Origin of the sequence: Flavobacterium sp. MAHUQ-57, assembly GCF_051908335.1 — a bacterium.
Classification (GTDB): domain Bacteria; phylum Bacteroidota; class Bacteroidia; order Flavobacteriales; family Flavobacteriaceae; genus Flavobacterium.
Map to the genome: position 1 here is coordinate 1,023,437 of NZ_JBPZTE010000007.1, position 26,588 is coordinate 1,050,024.

Genomic DNA, 26,588 nt, shown 5'->3' on the forward strand with positions numbered 1-26,588 from the left:
TCTTTAGTTTATTTAATTATTGTTCAGTATAAAAATCATTTGAATTAAAATCGCCCGCTTTAAAGTCGCCTATAATTTTAACTGTCAAGCTTTGTGTATTTGCACATACTTCTCCCAATTGCTTGATGGTAACGACAAATTGTTTTTGGGTTTCGTCAAAATCAAAAACGTGAGAGATTGGACTTACTTTACTAATTACATCGGGTGTACCATCACCGAAATCAATTTCATATTCATGTGTATCTCCAGGTATAGTATTGGTGAAAATGAATTTTTTAGGATCATTTGCATCTCTTTCCGCTTTCCATTTTAATCCGGAAGGCGCTTTGATTTCAAATTCAATTGTATTACTCAATTCTCCTTCTGCTTCATATTGGAGCGTATAAATTTTAGGTTGTTCCACCGAATCGTTTCCTGGCTGTAGGTAATATTTGTCACCGCTTTTCACTACAGCCTCTTTTCCAGTGCCTGTAAATATTCCGGTTGACGGTCCTTTGATGATAATCTCATATTCACCAGGATCTTTTTGGCAAAATACCTTCGGATCAAGAGAGATACTTAAGGGTTGTTCCACTTCAATTTTTACTTCTATAGTATTTCCATCACTGCAACAGGTATACGGTAAAAAGAAATCGGCGATTACGGTTTGCTGAAAAGGAATATTTTGGTTAGCTGAACCCACTTCATATTCCAAAACGCCTTTGATGTTTTCTAAAATATACCCACTCATTTCAGCAGTATAGTGTGCTTCCATGTTGTATTGAGCCAATTCTAGAATATCATTTTTGATATTATCCGCTTCCTCTTGACATTTTGTACTTGAAGTTTGTACCGGTTTTTTCTTCAATTGAGACTTGTAATCAGTGAACTTCACACTGTTGGCCAAATCATCTTTAACTGACTGATCAATTGCAATATTGTCTTTATACGCTGTAACGGCATTCAATAAATTGGTATAAATCAAGGGTGGCGCAGCAGCTTTGAAGATTGTAGTATCCACATAAACCACTACAAACGTTCCTCCTTTTGTTACTCCTGCTTTATGTTCTAGTCCCGGGTGTTTTTTAAGGAAAGTAGTAAAGAACAAATCTTTGTATAATTTTTGCCATCTCAAATTGGCTTCTTCGTAAATTACTGTGAACGGATCTTCCAAAAATAATTCGTTGATATCGTCCATTCTATCGATAAGATCTTCTGCCAAAGTGGATAATTCCGGATTGAACAATTGGATACACCAACGATGAAACAAAAAGACCAAATTCAGTTGCTTGAAAATTTCGTAAAATGATTTGTAGTTTGGAAGAAATTGCTTCAAATCATTAGTCAATAAGTTCTTAAGTTGTGTCAGAATGTTTTTGAAGTTATCAATGTTTTGTTTGGTCATGATATTCTTCTGTTCCAGCACATTTCTTCTTTGATCCATCCATTTGATCACGAATTCTGTGATGTTATACACCCTTTTGCGAGCCAGATCATAATCCGTTTCCAAATCGTCCCAACGACCGTCAAACTTCATGATATCAACTTCCTTATTCAAAAAATCAACTGCATTTAACGCTGTAATTTTAAAAGGTAGATTGTAGCTGTCACGGATTAAATTCAGATCCTTCAATGCTTTTTTATAATTCATTCCGACATGACCTTCGACACGGAAAAAATTATACGGTTCGATATCAAACAACAATGGTTTGGTGACCTCTGTTTTATTGGTATAATTGGGTAAATCAGAATAGTAAGATAATATTGAGTCATTTTGATTTTTCACCGTCAACTCAGGGTTCCATTTCTTGTTCAACTCCAAAATTTGGTCATAATAAAACGGTATGGCTTTGTCTGCTAGCGACACATTTCCGTAAGAAGAAGGTGTCACTTTAATTTTGGCTCCTTTTTCAATATCGAAAGAAGTAATAATCAAAGCTAATTTTTCAAAAAGTCCGATTAACTTTTTCAGTTGTAGCCCTTCTTTTTGTTTTTCATTCAGCGTAGCAAAAAAAGGTGTTCTATACGCCATACTTTCAGGAGTATCACCACCCAGAATGACATGAAAAGGAAATAAATTTTCATCAACACAACACAAAGCCGGGTTTATTTTTTTAAAGGCAATGATTTCGTTATACCCAGCAACTATATCAGAAATCCAATCCCATAAATACTGAACAGATACGCTCGATTTATAGGTATTGACTGAATTGACTAAAGTAGATTTACAATTCCCCAAAACAGTTGTACTTGCTGGCAAATTATTTTGATGTGCGTCATAAATTGTTTTGATAGCATTTGAAATTTCGGTAAGATAGGCATCACTATAAACTTTTGTAAAACCATCCAAAACCTGAATTGCGGTCACTGTGTTTTTAAAAGGCACATTGTATCTAGGGAAACTCAATTTCTTATACCAAGTAGGTAATGGATAATCCGGAGCCAAAGCTTCTGTCAATTCCGAAATTGGGATTACTAATGGTCGGACATTGAATTCCATTCTTTTCCCTTTGTCATCACAATTGGTGGTCACACAATTTTTCTGATCAATTAGCGTAACCTCCAAAAGAAGCATGATTACTTTATCATCAAAAAAGTCATTAGGAATACTTTTTTTATTGACAACAGCGGAATTTGAAGGAAGCAATTCAAAACAGTTTTTTATTGGAGTATATTTGGCAGAATACTTAAAAATATTTACCAAATAAGGTTCTCTTGTATAATCGGGCTGTAAAAACTGTTCCGACAACTCATAATCCTGATAGTGTGTTAATAATTGTTCTTTCCAATTTATTTGATACCCCAATGAGGTTACAGCTGTACCACAAGTTATTTTCACGCTGTTCGCATTTGGAAAAACCAAATCCAATCCGCAGATGATTCCAATTCCTGTTAAATTTTTCCGGGTAATACGGTCTTGTTCCTCAAGATGGCTTACTGCCATGTTAAGTTCCTTCTGACTTAAAACCTGATCGGCTTCAAAAACGGGATATGTAAATGTGTTATATGCTTCCATGATGTATTTTTATAAAGTTCCTAATGATGTATTTCCTAGAATGATTGGGTTTTTGGTTTCACTGATTTGGCAATCGTATAAATTACCTTCTGGATAAATGGTATTAAGCTCCTTCAAAGCCACTACCAATTCGTTTAATGTTTTATTGTATTGTACTTGGTCGTTTTTAGTTAGTGTATTTTCACAGAATTTCAATCGGTAATGACGATATTCCTCGAGCCATTTTTTATAGGTTTTCTGAAATCCTAACATATCACTGGCATTAACCCAGCAGATTTTCAATAAGGCATGAGCCGGTGCTTCTTGACGGAAAGTTTTTTCGGCGTATTTTCTAAAAATCAAGCTCTTGAAGCGTGATAAATACCCTGGCAAAACAAGTGTAGCTTTAAAAGAGTAAGGATCATTTTTGGCTTCATCGTCACAGTCGTCATTCAGACAAACTGTTAACAGGTCATTGTCAGTAAATGTAGAATTATTGAAAGGACGCAATAAAATATGTTCTAAGCAGTAGAAATTTTCATAATATAAATTGAGTACTTTCATCATTTTTTCCAGAAAATCATACGCTAATTCCGCCGTATCAAATTTCTTTTCAAAGCGAGCAGTTTTAAGGGTATCATTCATCAAATACAAATAATATTTACCCCCATAACTGTCTATTTTATACAAATTTTGATCTAAGAAATGTAGTTGTGCCCATTCCCATTTTGCTACCAAATCCACTGCAGGGGAAACAATTTTAAAAAGATAATCTCCTGTTGGTGTTTCTACGGTCCATTGTGTCTGAGGGCCTTCTTCGGTCACAATATCGCGCAATGGAATCTCTCCAATACCCAATAGTCTGGCGACTCTTTTTTCATATCCGCTTCGATGTTCAGTATTCCAGAACGGAGCAAAATCCAATACTCCCGTTATTGTGTTCAAAGAAGCATTCAAATAATCCATACCTAAACCACGATTGCTACTGATGATTGGATATTCATTAATAAAATTTTGTTTATCGAGAATCAAATCAGCGTTATCAAAAGAAAGTGACCCCATACCTGATGTATCCTGTGTAACCTGATACATCATAAAAACATAATCGCTAAAACTTTCTCCAAAACGCGCTATCAAGTGATCCAATGATCTGTTACGACGGTCGTAAAAGTCACTTTTGGTCTCATATAATGACACTTCATTGTCTAGCAATTCCCCTTTTAACAATGCATCTTTTAGTGTTGGTTTGAAAAGCGATTTCGAATAAAACTCTTCATCTGTCCAATGATTCTTATCAAGAAAGGTTGGGAAATAAGTCTGTTCCAAAGTAGTGGTATCTAAAAGCCATTTGGCATTGTACAACTGATTAAAAAAATCGGCCAAAAGTTGTTCGTAGAAATACAAATACCCTTTCAATTGCTTCGCCTGAGCCTTACGAAGGGGCATTTCTTTCTCTGAAACTTCATTTTTACCCAATCCATATACCGCTGGGAAATCATCCTGAATACTGTAATATTTTTGGAGTTCAAAATGCTCACCGTTTTCTATGGTGAAATCATTTTGAGTATTTCGTAACTTCTTTTGTTGAAATTGTGCTTTGTAGAACATTACTTTTTGCTCTACCAACATTTGCTGGTTTTCGGTTAGCAAAAAAGGAATGTTTTTTTGAAAAAGTAACAGTTTAGATTGTGTGATACTAAAAACTGGTTTTACTTCTCCCGAAAGTTCCAAAACCCAGCTCTGATTAATAGCTCCTGGGATAGGCTTTCCTAAGTTAGTGTAGGCCGTCATCATTAAGTTTTTAACTGAATGAACCCCATCCACATCCATCAGAATAGCAATAATGTCTGAAGCATAAATTTCTTGTGCTAATTGTGCTTTTTCAATTTCTTCATCTTTTAGGAAACCATGTTCCAATCTAGGACCAAGAAAAATATCTTCCGAATGCCAACCCTCATTTACCAGTTGAGTAAGCGTATAAAAGTTGATTTTCGGACTGATTACATTATCAATCGCTATTTGTATTTTACTCATTACCTCAACGGCATCGGATCCTGGTTCCAGTTCGATATCGGCACAAACCCCAATTTGAACTTTTTCGATAATCTCCGTACACAAATAATCTTCAGTAAGATTTCTGTTTTGCTGTAATTTGAGCGCAATCGTTGAAACTATTTTTTGGATTTTTGTTTTTTTCTGATCAAAAAGAGAAATCACTTCGCACACGTGTGCTTCAGTACTAAAATACTGTACTATAAGATCGGCTTCGGAAGCATCTTCAGGGAAAATTCTAAAGTGTAATGAATCCGATGGTTTAGTATATCGGTTCACAATCAACATAACAATATCCTGTACTTTCTTCACACTATCTATAGTAATTTTAGAAGGTGTGTTCATTTTTTTAAACAATTGGGCATCGGGATGATTCCAAGTTGTGAATTGAGGAATGATTTTAAAATTCACCCATCGGTTATTTTTCCAGAACGCATGTTCCAGCAGTAACGTATTCAAATCGCCCAATATAGGATCTTCGTCCAATTCGATTTTCACCTTTCCAAGTCCTCTTAGAGCCAGTTTCGGAAGTGGATTATTTTTTTTGTCTTTACTCTTCAAACTTAATTTGTCTTCCAGTTTGTTGAGATACAAGCTCGCTTCAGCATCATTTGGCAAGTTATAGCCCTGACCATCTTTTATTTTCTTTGTCGCCAATAGCCAGGCATTAGAAACTCCCTCTATATCGATTAGCATTTTACGATAATCCATAACCGTTAATGGAGCATTGGTAAAAATGGTTGCTGGTGAGAAAAAAGTATTATTTCGAATGACTCCGTCTTTGTGGGTCAAAATGTCTTTAATGTCGAAATCTGCGCGATACCCCAATTCAGTAATGGCATAACACAAAACGTCCATAATGGTTATTCCTGGGTCATGTGCATTGTAATCGGTCCAAAATTGCTGCCCCAATTGTTCGATATATTGTAAACCGGCCTTATACAGGTATTGAAAATCCTGTGATGGGAGCAGCTGTCTGTCTTTTGGTATAAAAAATTCTGTTTCCATGACCTGTTATTTTATTTCCTTTATTTGATGCGTTTCTGTTGGAATGAAAAGTGTAAAATCGGTTTGTGGTGTAATTTTATTCAAGTTCTGAATCGGGCTTCCTACAATCTGATAGTTTTCATCCAAAATGTATTGAGTAACTTTAAAATCGGTTATATAATCAACAAAAGGCTGATTATCTAAAAGTTGAATAATAGCAGAAAATTCAATACTCCCGGCGAAATTGACATCCACAGTATCATACGCCCATGGACTCAGATACTGATTAATGGTTTCCATTAATTGCTGCAGATACAATCGGGTATCCATCCCTTCTTGCTCTCTGAATTTTACTTTAAAATTAACCTTAACCATTTCTGATTTCGGAGGTTTTACATTGATTCGAGCATGTGGAGAACTGATTTGCTTTAAGTATTCTTTAATGGCCATCATCTTTGAAAGACTCAATAAAGGTTTCCAGTTAATATTTTCTGTTGGTGATGTTTTGGCAATGGGAATCAATGTTACATACCCCGCTGCCACATTGGATATTTTAGTATCGTATCGGTAATGATTCAACGTTTTTATTCTGGCTACTTCCGGAAATTGCTGCAACACAATACGCTCGTAATCCCAAGTAGTAATGGCTCTTTTTTTATGTCGTAATCGTTCACTTATACGAGTATACAAAGACGAATCCTCTTCTTTAACCCTTCCTCCAAAAGAAACGTAGGGTTGTAGAATTTTTTTTACTCCACCAATAGATTTATAGGACTTACTAATGGTTTCTTTAGGTGTCGTTTCTAGAAATTCTATGCCGATATGCTCATAATCTGTTAAAACTGCCTTTAACGCCTGAACATGAACGCCCAGCCATTTACACGTTGCCTGAACATTAGAAACTGTAATACGCATCCAAAATATATTAGATGCCAATTCTGTATTGTTGGAACTGTTAAATTCAGGAATGCTTACTGCCACCAACCCAGATTGTGTAAGCGAACGTGTTTCATCACCAATTGCATTGGATTCAAAATCGGTCCAACCATTGTTAGACAAATAATGCCATGTGATAGTAGCCGGCTGAAGTTGTGGATTGGCGGTACCTTCTTCCAGTTGTAATAAGAAAGTAAGTCCGTCATTGGGTTGTACTTTATCAAATCCCAAATAAATATAGCCTTCCTGAGAAGAAATTGTCGAAAAAGTAATAGCTCCTTTTGTTTTTTTGGCATACCCAAAAGGTAACACTTGAAACAATTCTACCGTATTATTCGCTCCATTGGCTTTGGTTGCTAGATTAATTGTCTCAGAAACCGAATAATTGAAAGTGAATTCTTTTATTCTTGGCTTGTAGGGAAAAGTTGCATCATGACCTTCATCTGCGCTTGCTGCAATATAATTTTGAATGTATTTCTCTCCTTCGTAATCAACACCATCGAGTTCAATTCTGATTTTACCACTTGATGTAATTTCTTCTGTTATGATTTCATCAAAGTGAAATTCTTCGATTGGATATTCATTGGTAATTGACCGTAAACCTTCCGAATAGCTTTTCCATTGACCGTTATCCAATTGAAATACATTCACTTTATTGAGCATCCAATCGTTTCCTGTCAGCCATTTGATTTTGGTCACATTCTTAGTAATCTCATCGAATTCATCCTGAATTTCCATCATCTCAGCATCGATGTCAAATCCTAGAAAATCGTCATTTTGTTTTTTAGCGCTTTTCGCTTTTTGGATATCCTCTACAGCTTGAATTTTATCCACCCCATCGTTGACAACAATGTATTCATAACCACTGAAATCAGTTGGTATACCCAGATTAGCCACGGCTTTATTCTTCATGAAAAATTCATTGGAAGACAACATAAAACCACTCCCATTTTTTGGAAATTCGCTAAAAGGATAAAACGGTTTCTCAAAATCAATCCCTCCAAAATCAGATTCAAGCACAAATGATTTGAATTGGTTTACCTCCACTTTGATGAAGATATTTTTTACCGTGCTGATCACATTTTTATTTTTCGGTATAACTTTCAAAACCGGAAAGTCTGTTTTTACCAAAATTTCCGGGTGCAATTCTGCATTGTAAGGCACAATTGCTTTCTCTTTTGCTGGAATTGTTAATTTTATGAGTGTATTGGCCGCATTATTTGTTTCCTTAACATTTTGCTTCTCTAGAACTTCAATTACTTTCTTCTCACCTGTTAGGTAAAAATCAAAATCAGTAGCATTGAAATTTTTATCATTAAAACGTAAAAAAATACTTCTTTCCCCACTTTGCAGAAATAGAAGCGGACTCGCAATTAGGATACCTTCTTTAAATACTTCTTTTTCTGAGTTAAAACAATCAAAGCTTTTTCCTTGTCCGTTTAATGGCAATAAATTAGCTACTTTATAAAATAAATCTCCATTTCGATGGTAGCTGCAAAATGATTTCAGCTTAATGCCATTAACCGTTTGATCTGCTGTAGAAGCAAAAAACTTCTTTTGCCCCATACTGTTTTTTCCTGCCAAGAAAATGGTGTCTTTAGGCACTAAAAAAGGTTTGGTATCAAAGGGTTCCAATACAATATGAACATAATCTGGTGTTGCTCGTTGGTTTTCTGTTTTAAGGACATCTTTATAATAAAAATCCAGATGTTTTTTTGTGAGTTCATTAAAATGGTTTGAAGCAACCTTTAATAATTTAACGAAAGCAAGGAACAATGCATAATGTGGTGTATGTTTCGTGTATCCGTTCAACTGAAATTCGATGGCATTGTTGGAAAAATTTTTCCAGGACAATAATAATCCGAATAATTGTTGTACACTCTTGATGAACACGTAATTTTGGAGTAAAGCCGGAATATCGTCAGCATTTGTGATCAAATTGGATACTGTATCAAATTGATTACTGATTGCATACGAAGAAGCCATCAAATTTTCCTTTTCGGGAATTTCGTTGTCTAGTATGGCTGCGCGATCCAGCAAATCTTCGAAATCGGTTTTGATTTGAGTGAAGTATTTTTGCAGTAATGTTTGTTGAATTAAAAAATCAGTATTGAGAAGAATTTCATTCTTTTTTACTTCAAAAAGGCGTTGCTGCACTTCAATATTCCAACCGGCAATATAGATAAGTATCGCTGTGGATTCTTTGCTAAAAAAAGCACTCCAATCACTTTCTGCAATATCAAATTCGTTATAAAAAGACACATACTTCGAAAGACGTTGTATAAACAAAATAAAGTCTTCTTCCTTTCTCTCATCGATCAGAAAAAAATCTGTTTGAAGTTCGGGGCGCACTCGATCCAATTGAGTTGTTCCCATTCCTTCGTGTATAGATAATATGGTGTTACAGTTTTTCATTTTCGATTATTGTTTCTTCTGTAAAATCTTATTTTAAAAATCATCTTTTGTCGCTTGATTTTACCTAGTTTATTGCTAAAGCGGTTTCACAAATGTTCCTTCTTCCAGATAGTAAGGGAATACAAAATTCTTTCTAGAATTTGTTGCTCTAATTTTATATACAACCTCAATCTTGATGAGTCCGTTATTTACATCTTCCATATAAAATTCTACTTCAAGCAAATCTATTCTTGGCTCATACTGAAGAATTGCATTTTTCACTATTCCTTTAATTTTCGTCAAAAGTGTGACGGTTATACTTTCATACAACATAGCACTTAAATCGCAACCAAAATCCGATCGCATTACCCTTTCTTTCAACTGTGTGCAGAGCAAAATGTGTAGGCTCTGGTAAATATCTTCTTCATCCGAAACCGTTTGTACTGTACCCGATTGGTTACTAAATGTTGGAGGAAACCCCCAACCTGTTCCTAAAAATGATTTGTTTTTCATGTTACTATTTTATTTATCCGCCAATGATAACTGTTGGACAACCCGCCACCACTACACCTCCGTGAGCTGTTGAATCTCCCATTCGAACGGCAGGTTTACCACCAATCATAACACTTGAAGAACCTGCGACCAAAGAATCTGTTGGTCCGGTACACACACAACTATCCCCAACAACTGATGCTGTTACTCCTCCGATTATAACTGTAGTATTGCCACCGGGTAATAAAGGTCCGCCTACATGAGGCACAGTGCCATTTACCATTGGACAAGTGTGCATATCTGTTGCTCTTGCTGCTGCTCCCATTTAGTTGATATTAATAATTGATCCTTTTAATTCCATTGTACCACTAGCATTTGCTGATATTTGAGCTCCTTCGATTTTGATATTACTTTTGGCTTTCAAATTCAAATCCTTACAACTTTCTATTGTAATTCCCTGATCGTTCATAGTGATTTTATTTTTATTTTCATCCTCCAGTACAAACCCTTTAAGGTCATCACTGATGGTTAATATGTTTCCTTTTTTAGTACTAATTTCAATGCTCTTTTTTTCGTCATCCATGATAATTTTTGTACCTTCTTTGGTTACAAAACCACTGAGATAATTTTCTTCGGTGATGGGAAAAGGCATTGCACGAGTACTGCTGTAAAGACTACCAAGAATTACTGGTGTATCTGGATTATTTCCTAAACAACCTACAATTACTTCATCATCGATATTGGGAATAAAATAACTTCCCATTTCATTTGCTGCATTCAGGGTTGCCAACCTAGCCCAAACCCCTTCTCCATTTTCTGACAAAAGTGGAATTCGGACTTTAATCCTGAACTGATTATTGGGATCCTCCACAATTTGAGTCACAATACCAATCAATAATCCGTTGATAGTATTGGATTGCCCCACCTGTGCATGAGCGTTATTGATTCCTGTAGTTGTATTCTCGGTAAATGATCGTTCACTCTCTAAACCGTAGGTATAAACCGTTTTCCAACAGCCATTGGTGATAAGATGTTCCTCAGTACTGATAAGCAATGTTTCCTTGTCAATTTCTGGATTCACTTTACTAAATCCGATATAGTCTCCAGCTTTAGCTTCTAGATTTCCAAATGTGGTTACCGTCCCGGTTATTGAAGCAATTTTACTTTTGGCAATAATTGTATCCGCTATCCTTTGCAAGGTTTCCGGTTGCAGATTGGTTTGATCGATTCGTACTGTATGTGGATTCTCCGTTGCATCTTGTTCTGATGTCACTGTATTTACCGTTTGATTTTCAATATCCCAATGTTGAATAGTTACCATGGAACGTCTTCTCTCAGGATCTACTCTTCCGGTAAACCCAAAAACATTGATTCCGTTTTCAGCCATATAAGTAGCAGAGGTTTCTGGATTTACAATGTCAATTCCGGTGAATTCTGCATTACGTAAGGACACTAGCATTCCTATAGAATCGAGAAAACCAATCAAATAATCCCACGGAACTGCGTTATTATTTTGTGTGATATGCTCTTCACTCCAGCTTTGTCCTGAGAGATTGTCGCTCAATTGCAAACCATTAGTAAAAGCCGTGAGTCTTTCCCCGAAAGTTTGATTGTTGTTTTCGGCTTCCGTAGATGATTGTGACAGCCGTAAAGCAATGTCTTTGCATTCTATTTTGGCTACCACATTACAATTTTCATGCTCAAGATCTAATGATTTGATGACTCCTTTAAATAGCGTTTTCATTTCATTTCCTGCTGCCACCTTAACTTCAATTTCTATGGGTGCCGATCCTTGAGGTCTGTTCAAAGATTGTAAAGGCGAATCACCTCCTTCTTTAAAATCTTCTTCAGAGCAAGTGAAGGTAAATTTTGCAAAGGGAATTTTATTCAATTCGAAATGTACTTTCCCTTCGGTTAATAAATTATCCAAACCCTTATTCTCTCCATTAATAAGGAACTCCAGTTTGAGCAATGTCTCAGAAGGATAAAAAGGTTGTACGTTTGGCATGATTATTATTTAATTGGTGGGAATTTTAATTTTTGCCCTAATTGAAGCTGTCTGAAACTCAACAATTTATTGTTCTGAGCCACATCGATATAGTAATTATTGTTTTGATAGATATCTTCAGACAACAGTGTAAGTTTATCATTCATTTTTATCACTCTTTGATGTGTTAAATCCGGTGAGTTTTTATTTTCTTTGGCAACCATAAGTTTATAGTCGATAGTTCCTTTGAAAACACACTTGACTTTAGCGCGAATTGGTCGTCCATCTTTACGGAATAGCGTATATTCAATCTCCATACTTTTCAAACGGCATGTAAGACTATAGCCACCCCAAAGCAATTTTAAAAAAGCAGTCTGATGCGTTTCACCGTCGTAGCCCATTAATAAATTTTTAAACTCCTCGACTTCTTTTTCAACGGTTTCTACCTCAGCAAAGGGATTAACAATAGCCGGTTTAAGTGCATTTGCAATATCTCCGAGTGCATCTAGTAAACCTTCCTCTCCTTTTCCGTCTTTAATCTTTCCAGGAGGAACGATACCCGAGCTATCGAAAAAAAACTCAAAATTGACTTCTTCCCCTTCGATGCGGTTAAATCGTAGATCGCTTCCTGAAGTTCCCATGGCTTGCCCTTCGCAAAACTCCACATTGTGTCTCATGGAATATTTTTCCGGATTGAGTTGCACAAAAATGGTTTTCTTTGGAGGTTCTATATAATCCTTGGTTGGAAAGACCTCAATGCGCATTTTATCTATTATGCCTAATAATCCACTTATCATCTTTCTGTTCTTTCTTTAATTTTTTCCAAAACCTTCCGAGTACATTCATTCACAATTTCAGCTTTCATTTCCTGAAGTTTCGTTGGACTTATTTTGTCTGTAATGAATGAATTTTCTCCTGGTTCAGTAACAGTTACTTTGATTCGCAACTCTTTAATTTCTATTGCCATTTGTCATTTTTTTTAGAAATTTGGAACAGGTATTTCCTTAAAAAAGTTGTACCGTAGTGTAATGGTTTCAATCACAATTTTGTTTTCCTCTGCATTAAAATCGCTAAACTCGTAACTTAAAGGAATGGCGTGCGAAACATACCATACTTTAATTGGATTTCCATTTTCGTTAAGTAATGAAACTACGAGGTTGGCGGGATAAAAAACAAAATCCTCCAATGCTTGAGTACACCACATCGACAATCCTGACATGTCAGAAGTCAATCCTCTTTTCAAGACTAAATCTTGGTATCCCGAACGAAGGGGAAAACTGTGTTTGAAACGGTTTTGCCCCCCTTCGGTATAGGATTCTGTTTCCATAGTTACTTTCAATCCGGTAACACTTTGGAACTTGGTATCAATCGAAAATTGTGGAACCAATTCAAAAATCACCGAAAAATGAAAACCAACTATAGGATCACTGCTAGACATAGTGCTTATGATTTATATTCAACAGTGAAACCATGATTCGCAATTTCTACAGTATCAATGGCTGCCTCATTGGCATCCGATTTCAAATCGGTACATTTCAAGGAAACAATGAAACAGTCGTTGACTGTCCAAACTACTCTTGGTTTTTGGTTTTCGTCCAACAATGAAATGATGATTGTTCTTTTTTCAACAGTGTTAAGTGCAACAGTATTGTACCATTCAAAAAATTCGTTATCACCCACGAACACTCCTCTTTTCAGAGTAATGTTGCTTAATTTTTGCATACCTGGCATTTTCTTCTTAAAGAATTCAGGGCTTGACCCTACACGGTGTTCAATAACATCCATTTCTTTATTCAAGCCTGAAACTTCTGTAAAGGCTATTTTACTGCCACCCCAAGTCACGCTAAAATGAAACTTTGGTAGTGGAAAATCCATATTTGGCATATCTCTATCTTTTAAAAATTAATAACTGACTATGATCTTTGTTGCATTTGTTTGAACTCCAATATGATGAACTCAGCTGGTCTTGAAGGAGCATAACCGATTTTCACAATCATTCTACCTTCCAAAATGTCCTGAGCCGACATCGTTTCATTCAATCCTACCGACACAAAAAAGGCATGTTCGGGTTTACGTCCAGCCAAAGCACCATCGTTCCATAAAGTGGTCAGATAATTATCTATCATCCCTTTCACACTTACCCATGTTTGAGCAACATTCGGTTCGAATACAAATTGCATACATGCTTTTTTAACCGATTCTTCAATCATATTGGCTAATCTTCTAACGTTCACGTAACGCCAATCGTTACTGTTACCCGCCAAGGTTCTTCCGCCCCAAACTAGGAAACCTTTCCCAGTAAATTTTCGGATAGCATTGATAGATTTTCCAGTTTCATGAATATTCATATCTTCCTGACTAGCATCATTAATATCATCGGTCAACCCTATAATACTATTGATACTAACATTTGCAGGCGATTTCCATACCCCTCTGGTTGCATCTGTTTTAGCATAGATCCCGGCGATGGCACCAGATGGAGGAACAGTATTCATAGAAACTGAAAGCTTGGCAACGATATCTGCAAATAATGGCATATTGGCTACCAGAGTACTTTCTTGTTGTTGAATATAATTTTCAATCGAAGTCATGGCATTGTTCATACCATTCAGAATAGATGTTCTTAACTTATCTAATGCCGATTGTATTTTGTTTAGATCGGCAATTAAAGGAGTCGATGTTTCCAAAACGCCGGTGTATGGATTAGTACCCGAAACTGTTAAAGGACCCCATATAGCTTCAAAATCAGCTACAACAATAGTTGCTGCAATTTGTTTTCCAGCAACAAAAACAGCGTTCGTTCCCGGATCTTTTAACGTATTATAAATCGCTTTAAAATCAATTAGACTTTGAAGATAAGGGCGTAGTGAAGTAGCAATTACATTTTCAACATACGTTTTTAAATCTGCATCAGTTACCGTTGAAGTCTTACCCAATTTTGCCAATAAGTTGACAAGCTTTGCGAAATAAGCATTGGTATTAGAAAAATCGTTTGCAATTACAACCTTATCTTTGTTTACTTGAAAAGCTGCTTCATTCCAAAGAAACACAATCCCTTTTGTTGCCGTTGGTTTATAGACTAAATCGTATTGTGTTTTGAACTTTGTGATTAATGGTAGAACAACAGCATCAGATGCATAAATACTTGCAAAATTAACTTGAGCGTCAATTGTGCTGAATCTGAATTTATAAGTCGAGTTGATATTTAAAAACGGATAATAGGCTGCTCCATACTTTAGGTTCATATTACCAATTTTGTCTCTAAAACTTTCACTACTTGCTATCAAATTTGTTTTATTAACAGCAGTTACCGGTTTTACATCAAAAATTGAAAATCTGTCCATAAGATCGCTGCATTGCATCAACATTTGTTGTTGTAGTGCTGCAAGATTATCAGCGGATAAATTGACTGCATCTGGGGCCAACAATAAAGTAGGCTCATCAAAATTTCTCAAAAGATCCAACCCATCAACAAACTCAGTAGCTGCTGAAAAAGTTGGGTTATCTGTGAACTTACCCAACGATACAATGTAACAAACCCCTCCACCATTCAGATAAAACAAAAGGAGACTGTTGTATAATTTAAATTTACTTTCTGCAACGTCATACGTTTCTGTACCTATGTTTATCGTTACATTGTCAGGGCTAGGCGCACCTCCGAAAATTTGCTCAAATTCCATAAAGGAAGTGATACGAGTAGGAACCAAAGGTCCTTTCTCGGTATAACCTATAAAAGCGGGTACTGCTGTTGCAACCTGTGCAACGGAAGGAGGAAAAGCATCAATCTCATTGATATAGACCCCCGGTGTTTTTAGAGAACTTACATTCATGACTGTTTAATTTATTGTTTGTATTGTTATTTTATTGGTTACTTATCAAATTCGCCTGATTCTAATAGGCCTACGGGATCGTTCTGATTATTTTCCCACAAATCGACCTTCACTTTCTTGATGACTTTTTCCTGAATAGTTGGTGACTGTTGGATCATGCACAAGCGCATTTTGTATAGCATGGAAGGCATATACTTCGATCCTAGACACGACCACATTTGGTTGAGCTGCTCTGTGGTTAAACTCACCGATTCCATAGTAATTTTTTGGTATTGTTCTTTTTGCAATTCGGTTTTGGTTAAATAAGTATCATAATCAATCATCTCGGTATCATCTATCTTATAGTAGAATGAATTGTTTTGTTGGAAATAACTGATTACATTTTTTAGCTTATCAATACCATCGAGGTACTTTGCCATGTCTTTATTATATGAAGCAAACAGCACCGAAATAATTAAATGCTGGGTAGGTTGTTTGTATCGGCTAATATTCGTTTGATCGTTTGTATCTCTTAAGTAGACCGATTGATTTTTGAGCGTTTTGTCTTCTTCGATATTTACGATTGACAAAACGATGACCGATTTTGATAACAGAAAATCATCCCCGTCATTTAAAGTGGCAATATTGGTGATTTCAACTACTGTTTGACCGGGATCAACAAGCTTGCTGAGTTGTTCTATAACGACTTTTAAATTCATCTCTTTTTATTTTAAATGAGATGTTTAGGGTAAGAAAAGGGGGCTTTCCACAATACTCATTATCAGCATTATATAAAAATGCTGTATGTATTGTATTACAAAGTAACTAAAACAAATTCAATCTGTATTACGGGAAAACCGCACTTTTTGAAGGGTGTTTTTCCTGATTTTTTTGGCGTGTTTTTCTATTCGTTTTTGAATAAATGGGTAAGTAACAATTGATTAGCTGAAACATCTATCTAAAAGCCTAAATCTTCTTAATTTTTTTAAGTACTTTAGTCCCATCAATTTCAATTTTTATGAGAAAAATATTCTTTGCTTTCGTATTCCTTTCTACATTGGTTCAGGCACAAACTAAAGAGAAAACTAACATCAGTTTACTATTAGACAATTGGCATAAAGCTGCGGCGGAAGGTAAATTTGACACTTACTTTAATTACCTAGCTGAAGAATCTATTTTCATTGGAACAGATGCCACCGAAAACTGGAACAAAAAACAGTTTATGGATTTCGCCAAACCCTATTTTGATAGAGGAAAAGCCTGGAATTTCACGGCTATTGAAAGAAATATCTATTTTGACAAATCAGGAAAAATGGCTTGGTTTGACGAATTATTAAATACACAGATGAAAATATGCCGTGGCAGCGGTGTACTAATGAAAGTAGGAAAAGAATGGAAGATAAAGCATTATGTTTTATCGATGACCGTTCCTAATGATACAACCAACGAGGTGATTAAAGTCAAAGCCGCTTTAGAAGATCCGTTGATTGAAAAATTGAAAGCAAATTATAAACCGAACTAATACCGATGGAAGACAACAATCAACCCCAATCCAAGAATAAGTTACTATTTCAGCTTATCCTTTTTATCCTAACTTTTCTCGTTGCTTTTTTTGGAACAAAATACATTTTAGGGAAATAAAAAAAGGGAACGTTTCAACGTTCCCTTTTTTTATTATTTATAAATATTCTCTTTCAGTTTTGTGATCATTTCGACCGTCATGTTATCCATGTTGAAATCATTTTTCCAACCCCAATCTTCCCTTGCTCTTGAGTCATCAATACTAGCTGGCCAACTGTCAGCAATCTTCTGACGAAAATCAGGTGCATAATCAATGGTGAACTCTGGGAAATGTTTTTTGATTTCTTCTGCAATTTCTTTCGGTGTGAAACTCATGGCCGATAAGTTATACGAAGAGCGAATCTTAATCTGTTCTGCTGGAGCTTGCATGATACCAATGGTAGCTTTGATGGCATCATCCATATACATCATTGGCAAAGCCGAATTTTCAGATAAAAATGAAGTAAACTTCCCTTCGGTAATCGCTTTATGATAAATATCTACAGCATAATCGGTTGTCCCGCCACCTGGAGGTGTACTCCAACTGATTAATCCTGGATAACGGATGCTTCTCACATCAACACCATATTGCACGTGGTAGTATTCACACCATCTTTCACCGGTTTGTTTACTGATTCCATAAACAGTAGATGGTTCCATAACCGTGTATTGTGGTGTATTGTCTCTTGGCGTCGTAGGTCCGAAAACGGCAATACTTGAAGGCCAGTATACTTTTTTGATTTTTCCTGCTTTGGCCAAATTCAAGACATGAAATAACGAATTCATATTCAAATCCCAAGCAAATGCAGGGTTTTTCTCGGCAGTAGCCGAAAGCAATGCTGCCATTAAATAGACATCGGTAATTTGATATTTCTCTACCAAATGTTCAATCTGATTGTAATCCAGCGCATTGACTACTTCAAAAATTCCGTCATTAACTACGTCAATATTTAATTTTCTGATATCAGAAGCAATTACATTTTCATTACCGTAAGTTTCTCTTAATTTTTGAGTAAGTTCAGTACCTATTTGACCACAGGCACCTATAATTAAAATTTTAGTATCCATTTTAAGAAAAGTTGTGCTACAAAGATACAGTTTTCGTTATTTCTAACTCTATTAACTCTTAAGAACTTTAACACTTATAGTTATCCAAAAAACAAAAACCTTACATTTGCTATTACATTTTTATCCAAACCTATGAAATCATTTTTAGCAGTTCTATCGAGCTTAATTTTTGTTGTGTTTTCGTGTAAAAACGATAGCGAACAACATGAAATTGAAATCACAAGAGCCAAAAAAGAAAAAGAATTAGTCTTCAATAACATCAATAAGGCATGGAATTTTAATCGAAGAAAATTAACTCCGGCCTCACAATCCATTGCATCCAACTGGAATGAATGGCGTTTGTTTACTGATGAACTGTACCAAAAACCGAAAGGAACTATTGGTGCATTCAAACGTAAGACAACCAGTTTAGTCACCAAAACAGAAGTGCTTCAAACCACTATTCCGGAAAAGCTCAATAAAAGACAAACCAAAAGTCGCCTCGCAACTTTAATCACTAAAGTCAAAGCATTGCATATGTTCATTAATCTGGACCGAATCCCGGAAAAAAAAGTATTGCAATTGGTGCGTGACTTAAATCTCGAAGTCAATGCTTTTCAAGACCAAATTGAAGAAACGGTGAGAAGAAGCCAAATCCAACTGGAAGAAGGAGAAGCCGAAATGATCCAACGTGCAGGCGGAACTGTAGTGAAGCCTTCTGCGCCGGTACAACCTGCTTTGGACGAAGAAATAGAATCATTTGAAGAAATAAAATAAAAACCGTTGAGTACCGATTACATCAAGCAGCTGATTGCAGAACAATCTAAAATTACTTCCATTGCCGATGCTATTACCGGTGATGCCAAATTGCACATCAAAGGATTATTAGGTTCTTCCTTATCTTTTGTCGTCGAGAGTCTGTTCCGTAAAAAGGAAAATTCTTTTCTTTTACTCTGTAACGAGAAAGAAGAAGCCGCTTATATACTCAACGATTTGGAAGAATTAGTAGGTGAAGAAGACGTACTTTTTTATCCTAGTTCTTATCGAAGACCTTATCAGATTGAAGAAACAGACAATGCCAATGTATTGTTACGTTCCGAGGTATTAAACCGTATTAATTCAAGAAAAAAACCGGTTATTATTGTTTCGTATCCGGAGGCTTTGTTCGAAAAGGTAGTCACCAAAAAAGAGCTCGAAAAAAACACCTTAAAAATTGCGGTTGGCGACAATCTTTCCATTGATTTCATCAACGAAGTTTTATTCGAATACCATTTTAAACGTGTTGATTTTATTACTGAGCCCGGTGAATTTTCAGTACGAGGCGGAATATTAGATGTATTTTCCTTTTCCAATGACAATCCGTACCGAATTGAGTTTTTCGGCAACGAAGTCGATAGTATCCGAACTTTCGATGTGGCTACACAATTATCGGTAGAAAAGAAAAATAAGATTACGATCATTCCGAATTTTGAAAATAAATTATTGGAAGAAAAAAGAGAAAGTTTCTTAGACTATATTCATCCAAGAACTACTCTTTTTATTCAGAATACCGATTTGCTTGGGGCGAATCTGGACAAATTATTTGGCAAAGCCGAAGAGAGTTTCGAGAAATTATCGAAAGAAATCAAGCATGCTTCGCCCGAAGAATTATTTCTGAATCAGAAAGCCTTTCTTAAACAAGCCTTGCAATTTTCGGTAGTGGAACTGAGTTCAAAACCCACTTTCAAGATTCAGGAAAGTTTTGAGTTTTATACCAAACCTCAACCTTCCTTCAACAAACAATTCGATTTGTTGATGGAGAATTTGAAGGAAAACAGGCAAAACGGCATCAGAAACTATTTGTTTTGTGCTAACGAGCAACAGGCGAAACGTTTCCATGACATTTTCGAATCCATGGACGAGCAAAACCATGAACATTTTGTCAAAGATTACGAAACCATTGTTCTGCCCTTATATCAAGGTTTTATTGATGAAGAAAATAAAATAGCTTGTTATACCGATCATCAGATTTTTGAACGTTACCATAAATTCTCCATCAAAAACGGTTATTCCAAAAAGCAGAATATCACTTTAAAAGAATTGAATGCTTTGTCAGTGGGTGATTATGTAACACACATTGACCACGGTATCGGAAAGTTTGGCGGATTGCAAAAAATACAGGTAGAAGGCAAAACTCAGGAAGCGATCAAACTGGTGTATGCCGATAATGATATTGTCTATGTGAGTATTCATTCTCTGCACAAGATTTCGAAATACAACGGAAAAGACGGAGCGCCACCCAAAATTTACAAATTAGGTTCGGGAGCGTGGAAAGCCTTAAAACAAAAAACCAAGGCACGCGTCAAACATATTGCATTCAATTTGATTCAATTGTATGCGAAACGAAGACTTGACAAGGGATTTGCTTTTGCTCCCGACAGTTATTTACAACTTGAGTTGGAAAGTTCCTTCATTTATGAAGACACACCCGATCAGGTCAAAGCTACTCAGGAAGTCAAAGCCGATATGGAAAACGAACGTCCAATGGATCGTTTGGTATGTGGTGATGTAGGTTTCGGAAAAACCGAGGTGGCCATTCGTGCAGCATTCAAAGCCGTAGATAACAGCAAACAGGTAGCCGTTTTGGTTCCAACCACTATTTTAGCCTACCAGCATTACCGAACATTTAAAGAACGATTGAAAGATTTACCGGTCAATGTGAATTATCTGAACCGATTCCGTTCGGCCAAACAAAAAACAGAAATCCTAAAAGATTTGGAATCCGGAAAACTGGATATAGTAATTGGCACCCATCAATTGGTGAATAAAAATGTGCAATTCAAAGATTTGGGATTATTGATCGTAGATGAAGAACAGAAGTTTGGAGTCAACGTGAAAGACAAACTGAAAACCATTGCTACCAATGTGGATACACTGACATTGACAGCCACTCCCATTCCGAGGACGTTACAGTTTTCATTGATGGCCGCCAGGGATTTATCTGTAATTACCACTCCTCCGCCTAATCGTTATCCTATCGAAACACAAGTGGTTGGTTTTAACGAAGAAATTATCCGTGATGCCATTTCATTCGAAATTGAACGCGGCGGTCAGGTTTTCTTCATCAATAACCGTATTGAAAATATCAAAGAAATTGCCGGAATGATACAGCGTTTGGTTCCTAATGCCAAAGTGGGAATCGGTCACGGACAAATGGATGGTAAAAAACTAGAGGAAGTCATGCTTTCGTTCATGGAAGGTGATTTTGACGTTTTAGTTGCCACAACCATTATTGAGAGTGGATTGGATGTGCCAAATGCTAATACCATTTTCATCAACAATGCCAATAATTTCGGTTTATCCGACTTGCATCAAATGCGCGGTCGTGTGGGAAGAAGCAACAAAAAAGCGTTTTGTTATTTTATTACGCCACCGTATTCGGCGATGACTGATGAAGCCCGAAAACGTATTCAGGCATTGGAACAATTCAGTGAATTGGGTAGTGGTTTCAATATTGCGATGAAAGATTTGGAAATTCGTGGAGCGGGAGATTTATTGGGTGGTGAACAAAGTGGTTTTATCAATGAAATTGGTTTCGAAACCTATCAGAAAATCATGCAAGAAGCTATTGAAGAATTGAAAGAAAACGAATTCAAGGATTTGTATCCCGAAGAAAGCGATGTGGAAACCAAAGAATATGTCAAAGACTTACAAATTGATACCGACTTCGAATTGTTATTCCCGGACGAATACATCAACAGTGTTACCGAGCGTTTGAGTTTGTATAACGATTTGGCCATCATCAAAACCGAAGAAAAATTACAAGAATACCAACAACAACTAGAAGACCGTTTCGGGAAACTACCTAAGCAAGCCTTAGCGTTATTGGATAGCTTGCGTATTAAATGGAAAGCCACTCACATTGGTGTGGAAAGAGTCATTTTAAAGCAAGGGAAAATGGTCTGTTATTTTATAGGTGATCAGCAAAGCACGTATTACCAATCGGCGCGTTTTCATAAAGTATTGCAGTTTGTACAGCAAAACAGTAACCTGTGCAAGATGAAAGAAAAAGAGACCAAAAACGGGCTTCGTTTATTATTGACTTTCGAAAATGTAAAATCGATTAAGAAGGGATTGGAATTGATGGAGATGGTTTAGGTTTCAAGTAAAACGAGATCATTGTTGAATTTAAGAACCTCATCCAAGTTCTTATTTTCAATACGATTAGAATTTACAATTCCGTTTTCAATTGCAAACATAATCCTATCTAATCCTCCATTTTCAAATATATTACCTGTTTCTTTCTTAATTAATCCACCATCAATAAAGGCATCTTTTAATTCTTGAACAGAGTCGATATTTGAAATCATTACAAAACTATTTTCATCAATATTATTGATTTCATCATTAATCTTCAGGCAAAAATGAATAATATCTTCAGAAAGGGAAGTCACCTCAGAAGGTGTTACATCTGATTTAGCTTGAAGTATGTTTATCTCGGTTATGATTTGATTTTTAACTTCAATAAGTTTTTTGTAGACATTTATTATTTTACTATGCTGAGTAAGTAATTTTTTATATTCATTATCCTTATTGTACTTTTTGGCCAATCGATAATGTGACTTTATGAACTTTTCATCCCATTCTTTAAAAGTAGTTGTGAATAATTCTTCTCTGTCATTAAACATCATATTATACGCTTCAATAATATTTTTTTTATTGTAGTGAGTATTTTTATATTCTAGAGATTTAATTTTGGTTTCGTCATTGGAAATTTGAATAGCTAGATTCATTTTTTCTTCAATGTTAACGACAGGTTCCATTAAAACTGTTAATTCTTCTTTTAAAAGTTCAACCCTTTTCTTGAAATCCCCTTCAAAAATATCATTTTGTTCCAACGAATTTAATTCAGGCAAATTGATAAAACGAAATTGAAATGTATTTTGATATTCATTTACGAGATTCAAATTTCTTGACTCCAATTCGATAAAATTCTCAAATTCATTGTGATTGACAAAAACTTCTGGCTGAAGCCCAAAATACTTGTCATAAATGAATTTTGTCATTTCCTTTTGTATTTCTTCTTCTTTTGAAAATAAAATCCAAGGCGAGCGTTGATCTTCATCACATTCTACAAAAGGAGTTTTAGCACTCTTTTCTCGCTGATCATTAGGCGGGTGACTGGAATACATACTTACACTTGAATGCTCATCAGCATTGAAAAATTTTCTAACACCATTTTCTTCGACAGATAGATTCTCAAATTTTTCCTCTAAATGAGGTAGGTTTTTCTGTGCATAATTTAATTTATGATGATAAAGATTATCTGTAAATATCTCTTTTTTTGAAGCATAATAGGCGTTATTCAATATTGTCTCCCAGTAGGAAAAACCAAAATCAAGTTTCCATAAAGCTGATACAATTGCGAGGCTGCCTGCGCTTTTTACAGCTACTTTATCCGCATTGAACTCCATTTCCCTCGAAAGAGAGGAATGCATTAAATTCAGAAACATATAAAAAAGTTCGAGAGTTTTTCGAATGATCCAAATAATAGGTGTTATAACCCACGCTGCAGCAGAAAGCCTAAAATCGGAATTTCTCCATTGCTCAAGAATTTCATCCCATTTATCCCTGTCATAAATCATATCATAAATAATGGTATTTGCGCTATGTATATAACTGCCTATTTTCATGCTTCTTTGGGAAAAATGACCAAACTCATGAGCCATTACCGCTTTAAATTCGCTCAAATTCAATGAACTCACCAAACCAAGTCCAATAGTCAATTCTTTCCTTGTAGGTAATAGCAAACTTAACCATACATTAGTATATCTGACATAGGCGTTAACATCGGGGTCTATATAAATTGATTTAGGTTTGGGCGCACCTGTCTCTTTGCAAATCTGATGAATGAAATCGAATATAAGAGGGTTTTCTTCTTTTTTGAGTTTTATTCTGTTCTGCGGCTTTACATTTTTAAGCTTTACTATAAACTTTAATGTAAATAACAATAGCATTACTGATCCTGCAATTGAGCCCAATTTTACTAAAAGAGTGAATTTGTTGACATTTTCAATCTCATAAAAAAAAGCAAGCTTTACTAATTGTACCAAACCAAATAGCAAGGCAAGGTATAAAACGAAAAAAAGAATAATTGCGAGTATTGCCAAACCCGCCCTAAACATATAGGACTTAGATAAACTAGTCAGATTTTTAGGAACTAAAACCGGATTGGAAATTGTAATTATGTTCATCGGAATAAATAAAAATTGTATTGAATTTTACTTCGTCAATTTCAAGTCTTTAATTACTTTAAAAGCTTTATCTACCACATCTTCACTTACTAAAACCGTGAATTCATTTGAAGTGGAAATTACTTCGTAAATGATAATCCCTTCCCAAGCCAAACGTTGGAAAATAAAGTAATAAATCCCTGAAGTTGTAGTGTTTTCTTTGGGTAATTTTACCGTTACTGAAGAAAGGTTTTCCAGTTTTTGCGTCAACTTTTCCCCTTTGAAATATTTGTCCACCAAATGTGCCAGGCTATCACTTAACACAATATTGGTTTCATGAACTCCTCGAGAAGATGTAAAGAAAACATCCGGTAAGTCATTAATTTCGGCAATCAATTCGGATTGTTTTGCAAAAATAGTATCCGAGACTAAAAAAGTATAATCAGTTAATGAAGAACGAACCGTGATTTCACCAATTCCTTTCAATACTTTAGTAACTTTATGATTCACTTGAAAATCCAAATCTTCGGAAAGACGTTTCAAAGCCATAATGACAGCTCCCTGCTTCACATCTTTTCCTAATTCCGCTTCCAACTCGTCAGAAATATTTCTGGCCAAAGAAGTCAAATTAATAATACCTTGCGATAAGGCATTCAGTAAGAAAGGCTTAGTCTTAATGTAGTTTTCTACAACAGAAGAAATCGTTTTCATTTCCAACTTGTTTTAAATTCTGTGCAAATTTACTAAATAAAACAATTTGTTACAAAAACAACAGAATATTTTTTAAAAGTGATAAAAGGCGTCTTCCAAATGATCTATGTTAAATTTCTCGTTTTCCTTGGTAACCGCAATAATATCGAAGCGAATCTCTAAATCAAGTCCGGTTTGTTCTACATAAGCATCAATGGCTTTGACTAAGAGTTTTATTTTCTTTTTGTTGACGAAATCCTCAGGCGAACCAAATTCTACAGTAGAACGGGTTTTCACTTCCACTACAATTAGCCAATCCCTTTTCCGGGCAATAATATCAATTTCCGCCTTTTGAAAAACGAAATTTTGCTCTAAAATCTCATACCCATTTTCTCGAAGATAAGCGACTGCAGCAACTTCACCTTGTTTTCCTAAATCGTTGTGATCCGCCATTACTTATATTCAAAATACACTTTTGTACACTCTGCATTCACATCCAATTCGATTTGAGAACCGAAAACCAATGCGCGGTTATCCTGAATATGGCCTGCAGGAAAATTATAAACGATAGGAATATTGTATTTCTTGGTAACATCTTCGATAATCTGCAAAGCATCTTTACCCCAAGGAATGTCATTGTCTTTCATTTTTGTCATTCCACCCACCATGATTCCTTTAATGCTTTCCAAACAACCATTGCGTTTTAAATTCATCATCATACGGTCGATATGGTACAGGTATTCATCCAAGTCTTCAATGAATAAAATTTTATCGTTGCAATCTATGGCAGAAGGTGAACCAAACAAACTGTATAAAATGGATAAATTTCCTCCAACTAATTCTCCTTTGGCTTTACCTAATTTGTTCATTGCATGAAAAGGAATATCATATTCCAATCGTTCTTGACCAAACAAAGCGACCTTCATTGTTTCTTTTGCTTGTTTCGAAGCTTTGGCAACCGTTACCGGCATGATACCGTGAATGGATTGGTAACCCATTGTATTCAAATGACTGTGTAAAACAGTGACATCACTAAAGCCTACAATCCATTTCGGATTTTGCTTGAACTTTGTAAAATCCAACAAATCCAGCATACGAACCGTACCATATCCACCACGGACACACCAAATCATTTTAACATTAGGATTGTCCAACTGATCCTGAAAATCTTTAGCACGTTGTTCATCGGTTCCCGCCAACTGATTCAAATCCAAACCAATTGTGCTCCCCACTTTTACTTCCAATCCCCAGCTTTTAAGCAAATCGATTGCCGGTTTTAAATTGTCATCAATATTTTTACGCGCTGTAGCTACAATGGCTACGGTATCGCCTTTTTTTAATAAAGGAGGTGTAATCATAGTTTTGGTTTGTCCCATTAAGGTGAATGAAAATACTAAAAGTAAAAATGTAAGTGCCTTTTTCATTTGAACTGCATCAGGTTTGACAAA

At 35.7% G+C, this 26,588-nt stretch carries 20 protein-coding genes; 3 read left to right on the forward strand and 17 right to left on the reverse strand.

Features of this window, described 5'->3' with window-relative positions:
• Window positions 1–16 precede the first annotated feature (16 nt).
• The 12 genes from ACS8MM_RS12710 to ACS8MM_RS12765 all read right to left on the reverse strand — a co-directional run bounded on the left by ACS8MM_RS12710 (window position 17) and on the right by ACS8MM_RS12765 (window position 16,350).
• On the reverse strand, window positions 17–2,995 hold the full coding sequence (locus ACS8MM_RS12710; RefSeq protein WP_379717500.1) for a hypothetical protein: 2,979 nt from the start codon (window positions 2,993–2,995) through the stop codon (window positions 17–19).
• 9 nt (window positions 2,996–3,004) lie between these two features.
• Entirely contained in the window at window positions 3,005–6,034 is a 3,030-nt protein-coding gene (locus ACS8MM_RS12715) for a hypothetical protein (RefSeq protein ID WP_379717502.1), read from the reverse strand.
• 6 nt (window positions 6,035–6,040) lie between these two features.
• Window positions 6,041–9,364 carry a baseplate J/gp47 family protein gene (locus tag ACS8MM_RS12720; protein ID WP_379717504.1) on the reverse strand — a complete coding sequence of 1,108 codons (3,324 nt, stop codon included), beginning with the start codon at window positions 9,362–9,364 and terminating at the stop codon, window positions 6,041–6,043.
• Window positions 9,365–9,439: 75 nt separating this feature from the next.
• The gene (locus ACS8MM_RS12725; protein WP_379717506.1) at window positions 9,440–9,856 is read right to left on the reverse strand and encodes a GPW/gp25 family protein; all 417 of its coding nucleotides are present in this window, start codon (window positions 9,854–9,856) and stop codon (window positions 9,440–9,442) included.
• A gap of 13 nt (window positions 9,857–9,869) precedes the next feature.
• The gene (locus ACS8MM_RS12730; RefSeq protein ID WP_379717508.1) at window positions 9,870–10,160 is read right to left on the reverse strand and encodes a PAAR domain-containing protein; all 291 of its coding nucleotides are present in this window, start codon (window positions 10,158–10,160) and stop codon (window positions 9,870–9,872) included.
• On the reverse strand, window positions 10,161–11,843 hold the full coding sequence (locus ACS8MM_RS12735) for a phage baseplate assembly protein V (RefSeq protein WP_379717510.1): 1,683 nt from the start codon (window positions 11,841–11,843) through the stop codon (window positions 10,161–10,163). It abuts the gene before it with no gap.
• 5 nt (window positions 11,844–11,848) lie between these two features.
• Complete coding sequence (locus ACS8MM_RS12740; protein ID WP_379717512.1) at window positions 11,849–12,619, reverse strand: CIS tube protein; 771 nt, start codon at window positions 12,617–12,619, stop codon at window positions 11,849–11,851.
• Complete coding sequence (locus ACS8MM_RS12745; protein WP_379717514.1) at window positions 12,616–12,789, reverse strand: DUF5908 family protein; 174 nt, start codon at window positions 12,787–12,789, stop codon at window positions 12,616–12,618. Before ACS8MM_RS12745 ends, ACS8MM_RS12740 begins: the two co-directional genes overlap by 4 nt.
• Window positions 12,790–12,801: 12 nt before the next feature.
• Window positions 12,802–13,260: a phage tail protein gene (locus ACS8MM_RS12750; protein WP_379717516.1), complete on the reverse strand. Its 459-nt coding sequence runs from the start codon at window positions 13,258–13,260 to the stop codon at window positions 12,802–12,804.
• Between the two features lie 5 nt (window positions 13,261–13,265).
• Window positions 13,266–13,697 (reverse strand): phage tail protein, encoded by a 432-nt coding sequence (locus ACS8MM_RS12755; RefSeq protein ID WP_379717518.1) that lies wholly within the window; start codon window positions 13,695–13,697, stop codon window positions 13,266–13,268.
• Between the two features lie 38 nt (window positions 13,698–13,735).
• Window positions 13,736–15,652 carry a phage tail sheath C-terminal domain-containing protein gene (locus tag ACS8MM_RS12760; protein ID WP_379717520.1) on the reverse strand — a complete coding sequence of 639 codons (1,917 nt, stop codon included), beginning with the start codon at window positions 15,650–15,652 and terminating at the stop codon, window positions 13,736–13,738.
• 38 nt (window positions 15,653–15,690) lie between these two features.
• Window positions 15,691–16,350: a Pvc16 family protein gene (locus ACS8MM_RS12765; RefSeq protein ID WP_379717522.1), complete on the reverse strand. Its 660-nt coding sequence runs from the start codon at window positions 16,348–16,350 to the stop codon at window positions 15,691–15,693.
• A 299-nt stretch (window positions 16,351–16,649) separates the two neighbouring features.
• Here ACS8MM_RS12765 and ACS8MM_RS12770 point away from each other — a divergent pair, with 299 nt between their 5' ends.
• A complete protein-coding gene (locus ACS8MM_RS12770; RefSeq protein WP_379717524.1) occupies window positions 16,650–17,153 on the forward strand; it encodes a nuclear transport factor 2 family protein in 504 nt (167 codons plus the stop codon).
• A 152-nt stretch (window positions 17,154–17,305) separates the two neighbouring features.
• Here the strand turns inward: ACS8MM_RS12770 and ACS8MM_RS12775 are convergent, their stop codons facing one another.
• Window positions 17,306–18,259, reverse strand: coding sequence for an L-threonine 3-dehydrogenase (locus tag ACS8MM_RS12775; RefSeq protein ID WP_379717526.1), 954 nt, complete (start codon window positions 18,257–18,259; stop codon window positions 17,306–17,308).
• Window positions 18,260–18,391: 132 nt separating this feature from the next.
• Here ACS8MM_RS12775 and ACS8MM_RS12780 point away from each other — a divergent pair, with 132 nt between their 5' ends.
• Window positions 18,392–19,015: a hypothetical protein gene (locus ACS8MM_RS12780; protein WP_379717528.1), complete on the forward strand. Its 624-nt coding sequence runs from the start codon at window positions 18,392–18,394 to the stop codon at window positions 19,013–19,015.
• Window positions 19,016–19,066: 51 nt separating this feature from the next.
• Entirely contained in the window at window positions 19,067–22,375 is a 3,309-nt protein-coding gene (mfd, locus tag ACS8MM_RS12785) for a transcription-repair coupling factor (RefSeq protein ID WP_379719013.1), read from the forward strand.
• Here the strand turns inward: mfd and ACS8MM_RS12790 are convergent.
• The 4 genes from ACS8MM_RS12790 to ACS8MM_RS12805 all read right to left on the reverse strand — a co-directional run bounded on the left by ACS8MM_RS12790 (window position 22,372) and on the right by ACS8MM_RS12805 (window position 26,564).
• Window positions 22,372–24,330: a M48 family metallopeptidase gene (locus ACS8MM_RS12790; RefSeq protein WP_379717530.1), complete on the reverse strand. Its 1,959-nt coding sequence runs from the start codon at window positions 24,328–24,330 to the stop codon at window positions 22,372–22,374. The genes mfd and ACS8MM_RS12790 overlap by 4 nt on opposite strands.
• Before the next feature lie 168 nt (window positions 24,331–24,498).
• Window positions 24,499–25,161: an aspartate kinase gene (locus ACS8MM_RS12795; protein WP_379717532.1), complete on the reverse strand. Its 663-nt coding sequence runs from the start codon at window positions 25,159–25,161 to the stop codon at window positions 24,499–24,501.
• 72 nt (window positions 25,162–25,233) lie between these two features.
• Window positions 25,234–25,593: a YraN family protein gene (locus ACS8MM_RS12800; RefSeq protein WP_379717534.1), complete on the reverse strand. Its 360-nt coding sequence runs from the start codon at window positions 25,591–25,593 to the stop codon at window positions 25,234–25,236.
• The gene (locus ACS8MM_RS12805) at window positions 25,593–26,564 is read right to left on the reverse strand and encodes a S66 peptidase family protein (RefSeq protein WP_379717536.1); all 972 of its coding nucleotides are present in this window, start codon (window positions 26,562–26,564) and stop codon (window positions 25,593–25,595) included. Before ACS8MM_RS12805 ends, ACS8MM_RS12800 begins: the two co-directional genes overlap by 1 nt.
• Between the last annotated feature and the right edge of the window lie 24 nt (window positions 26,565–26,588).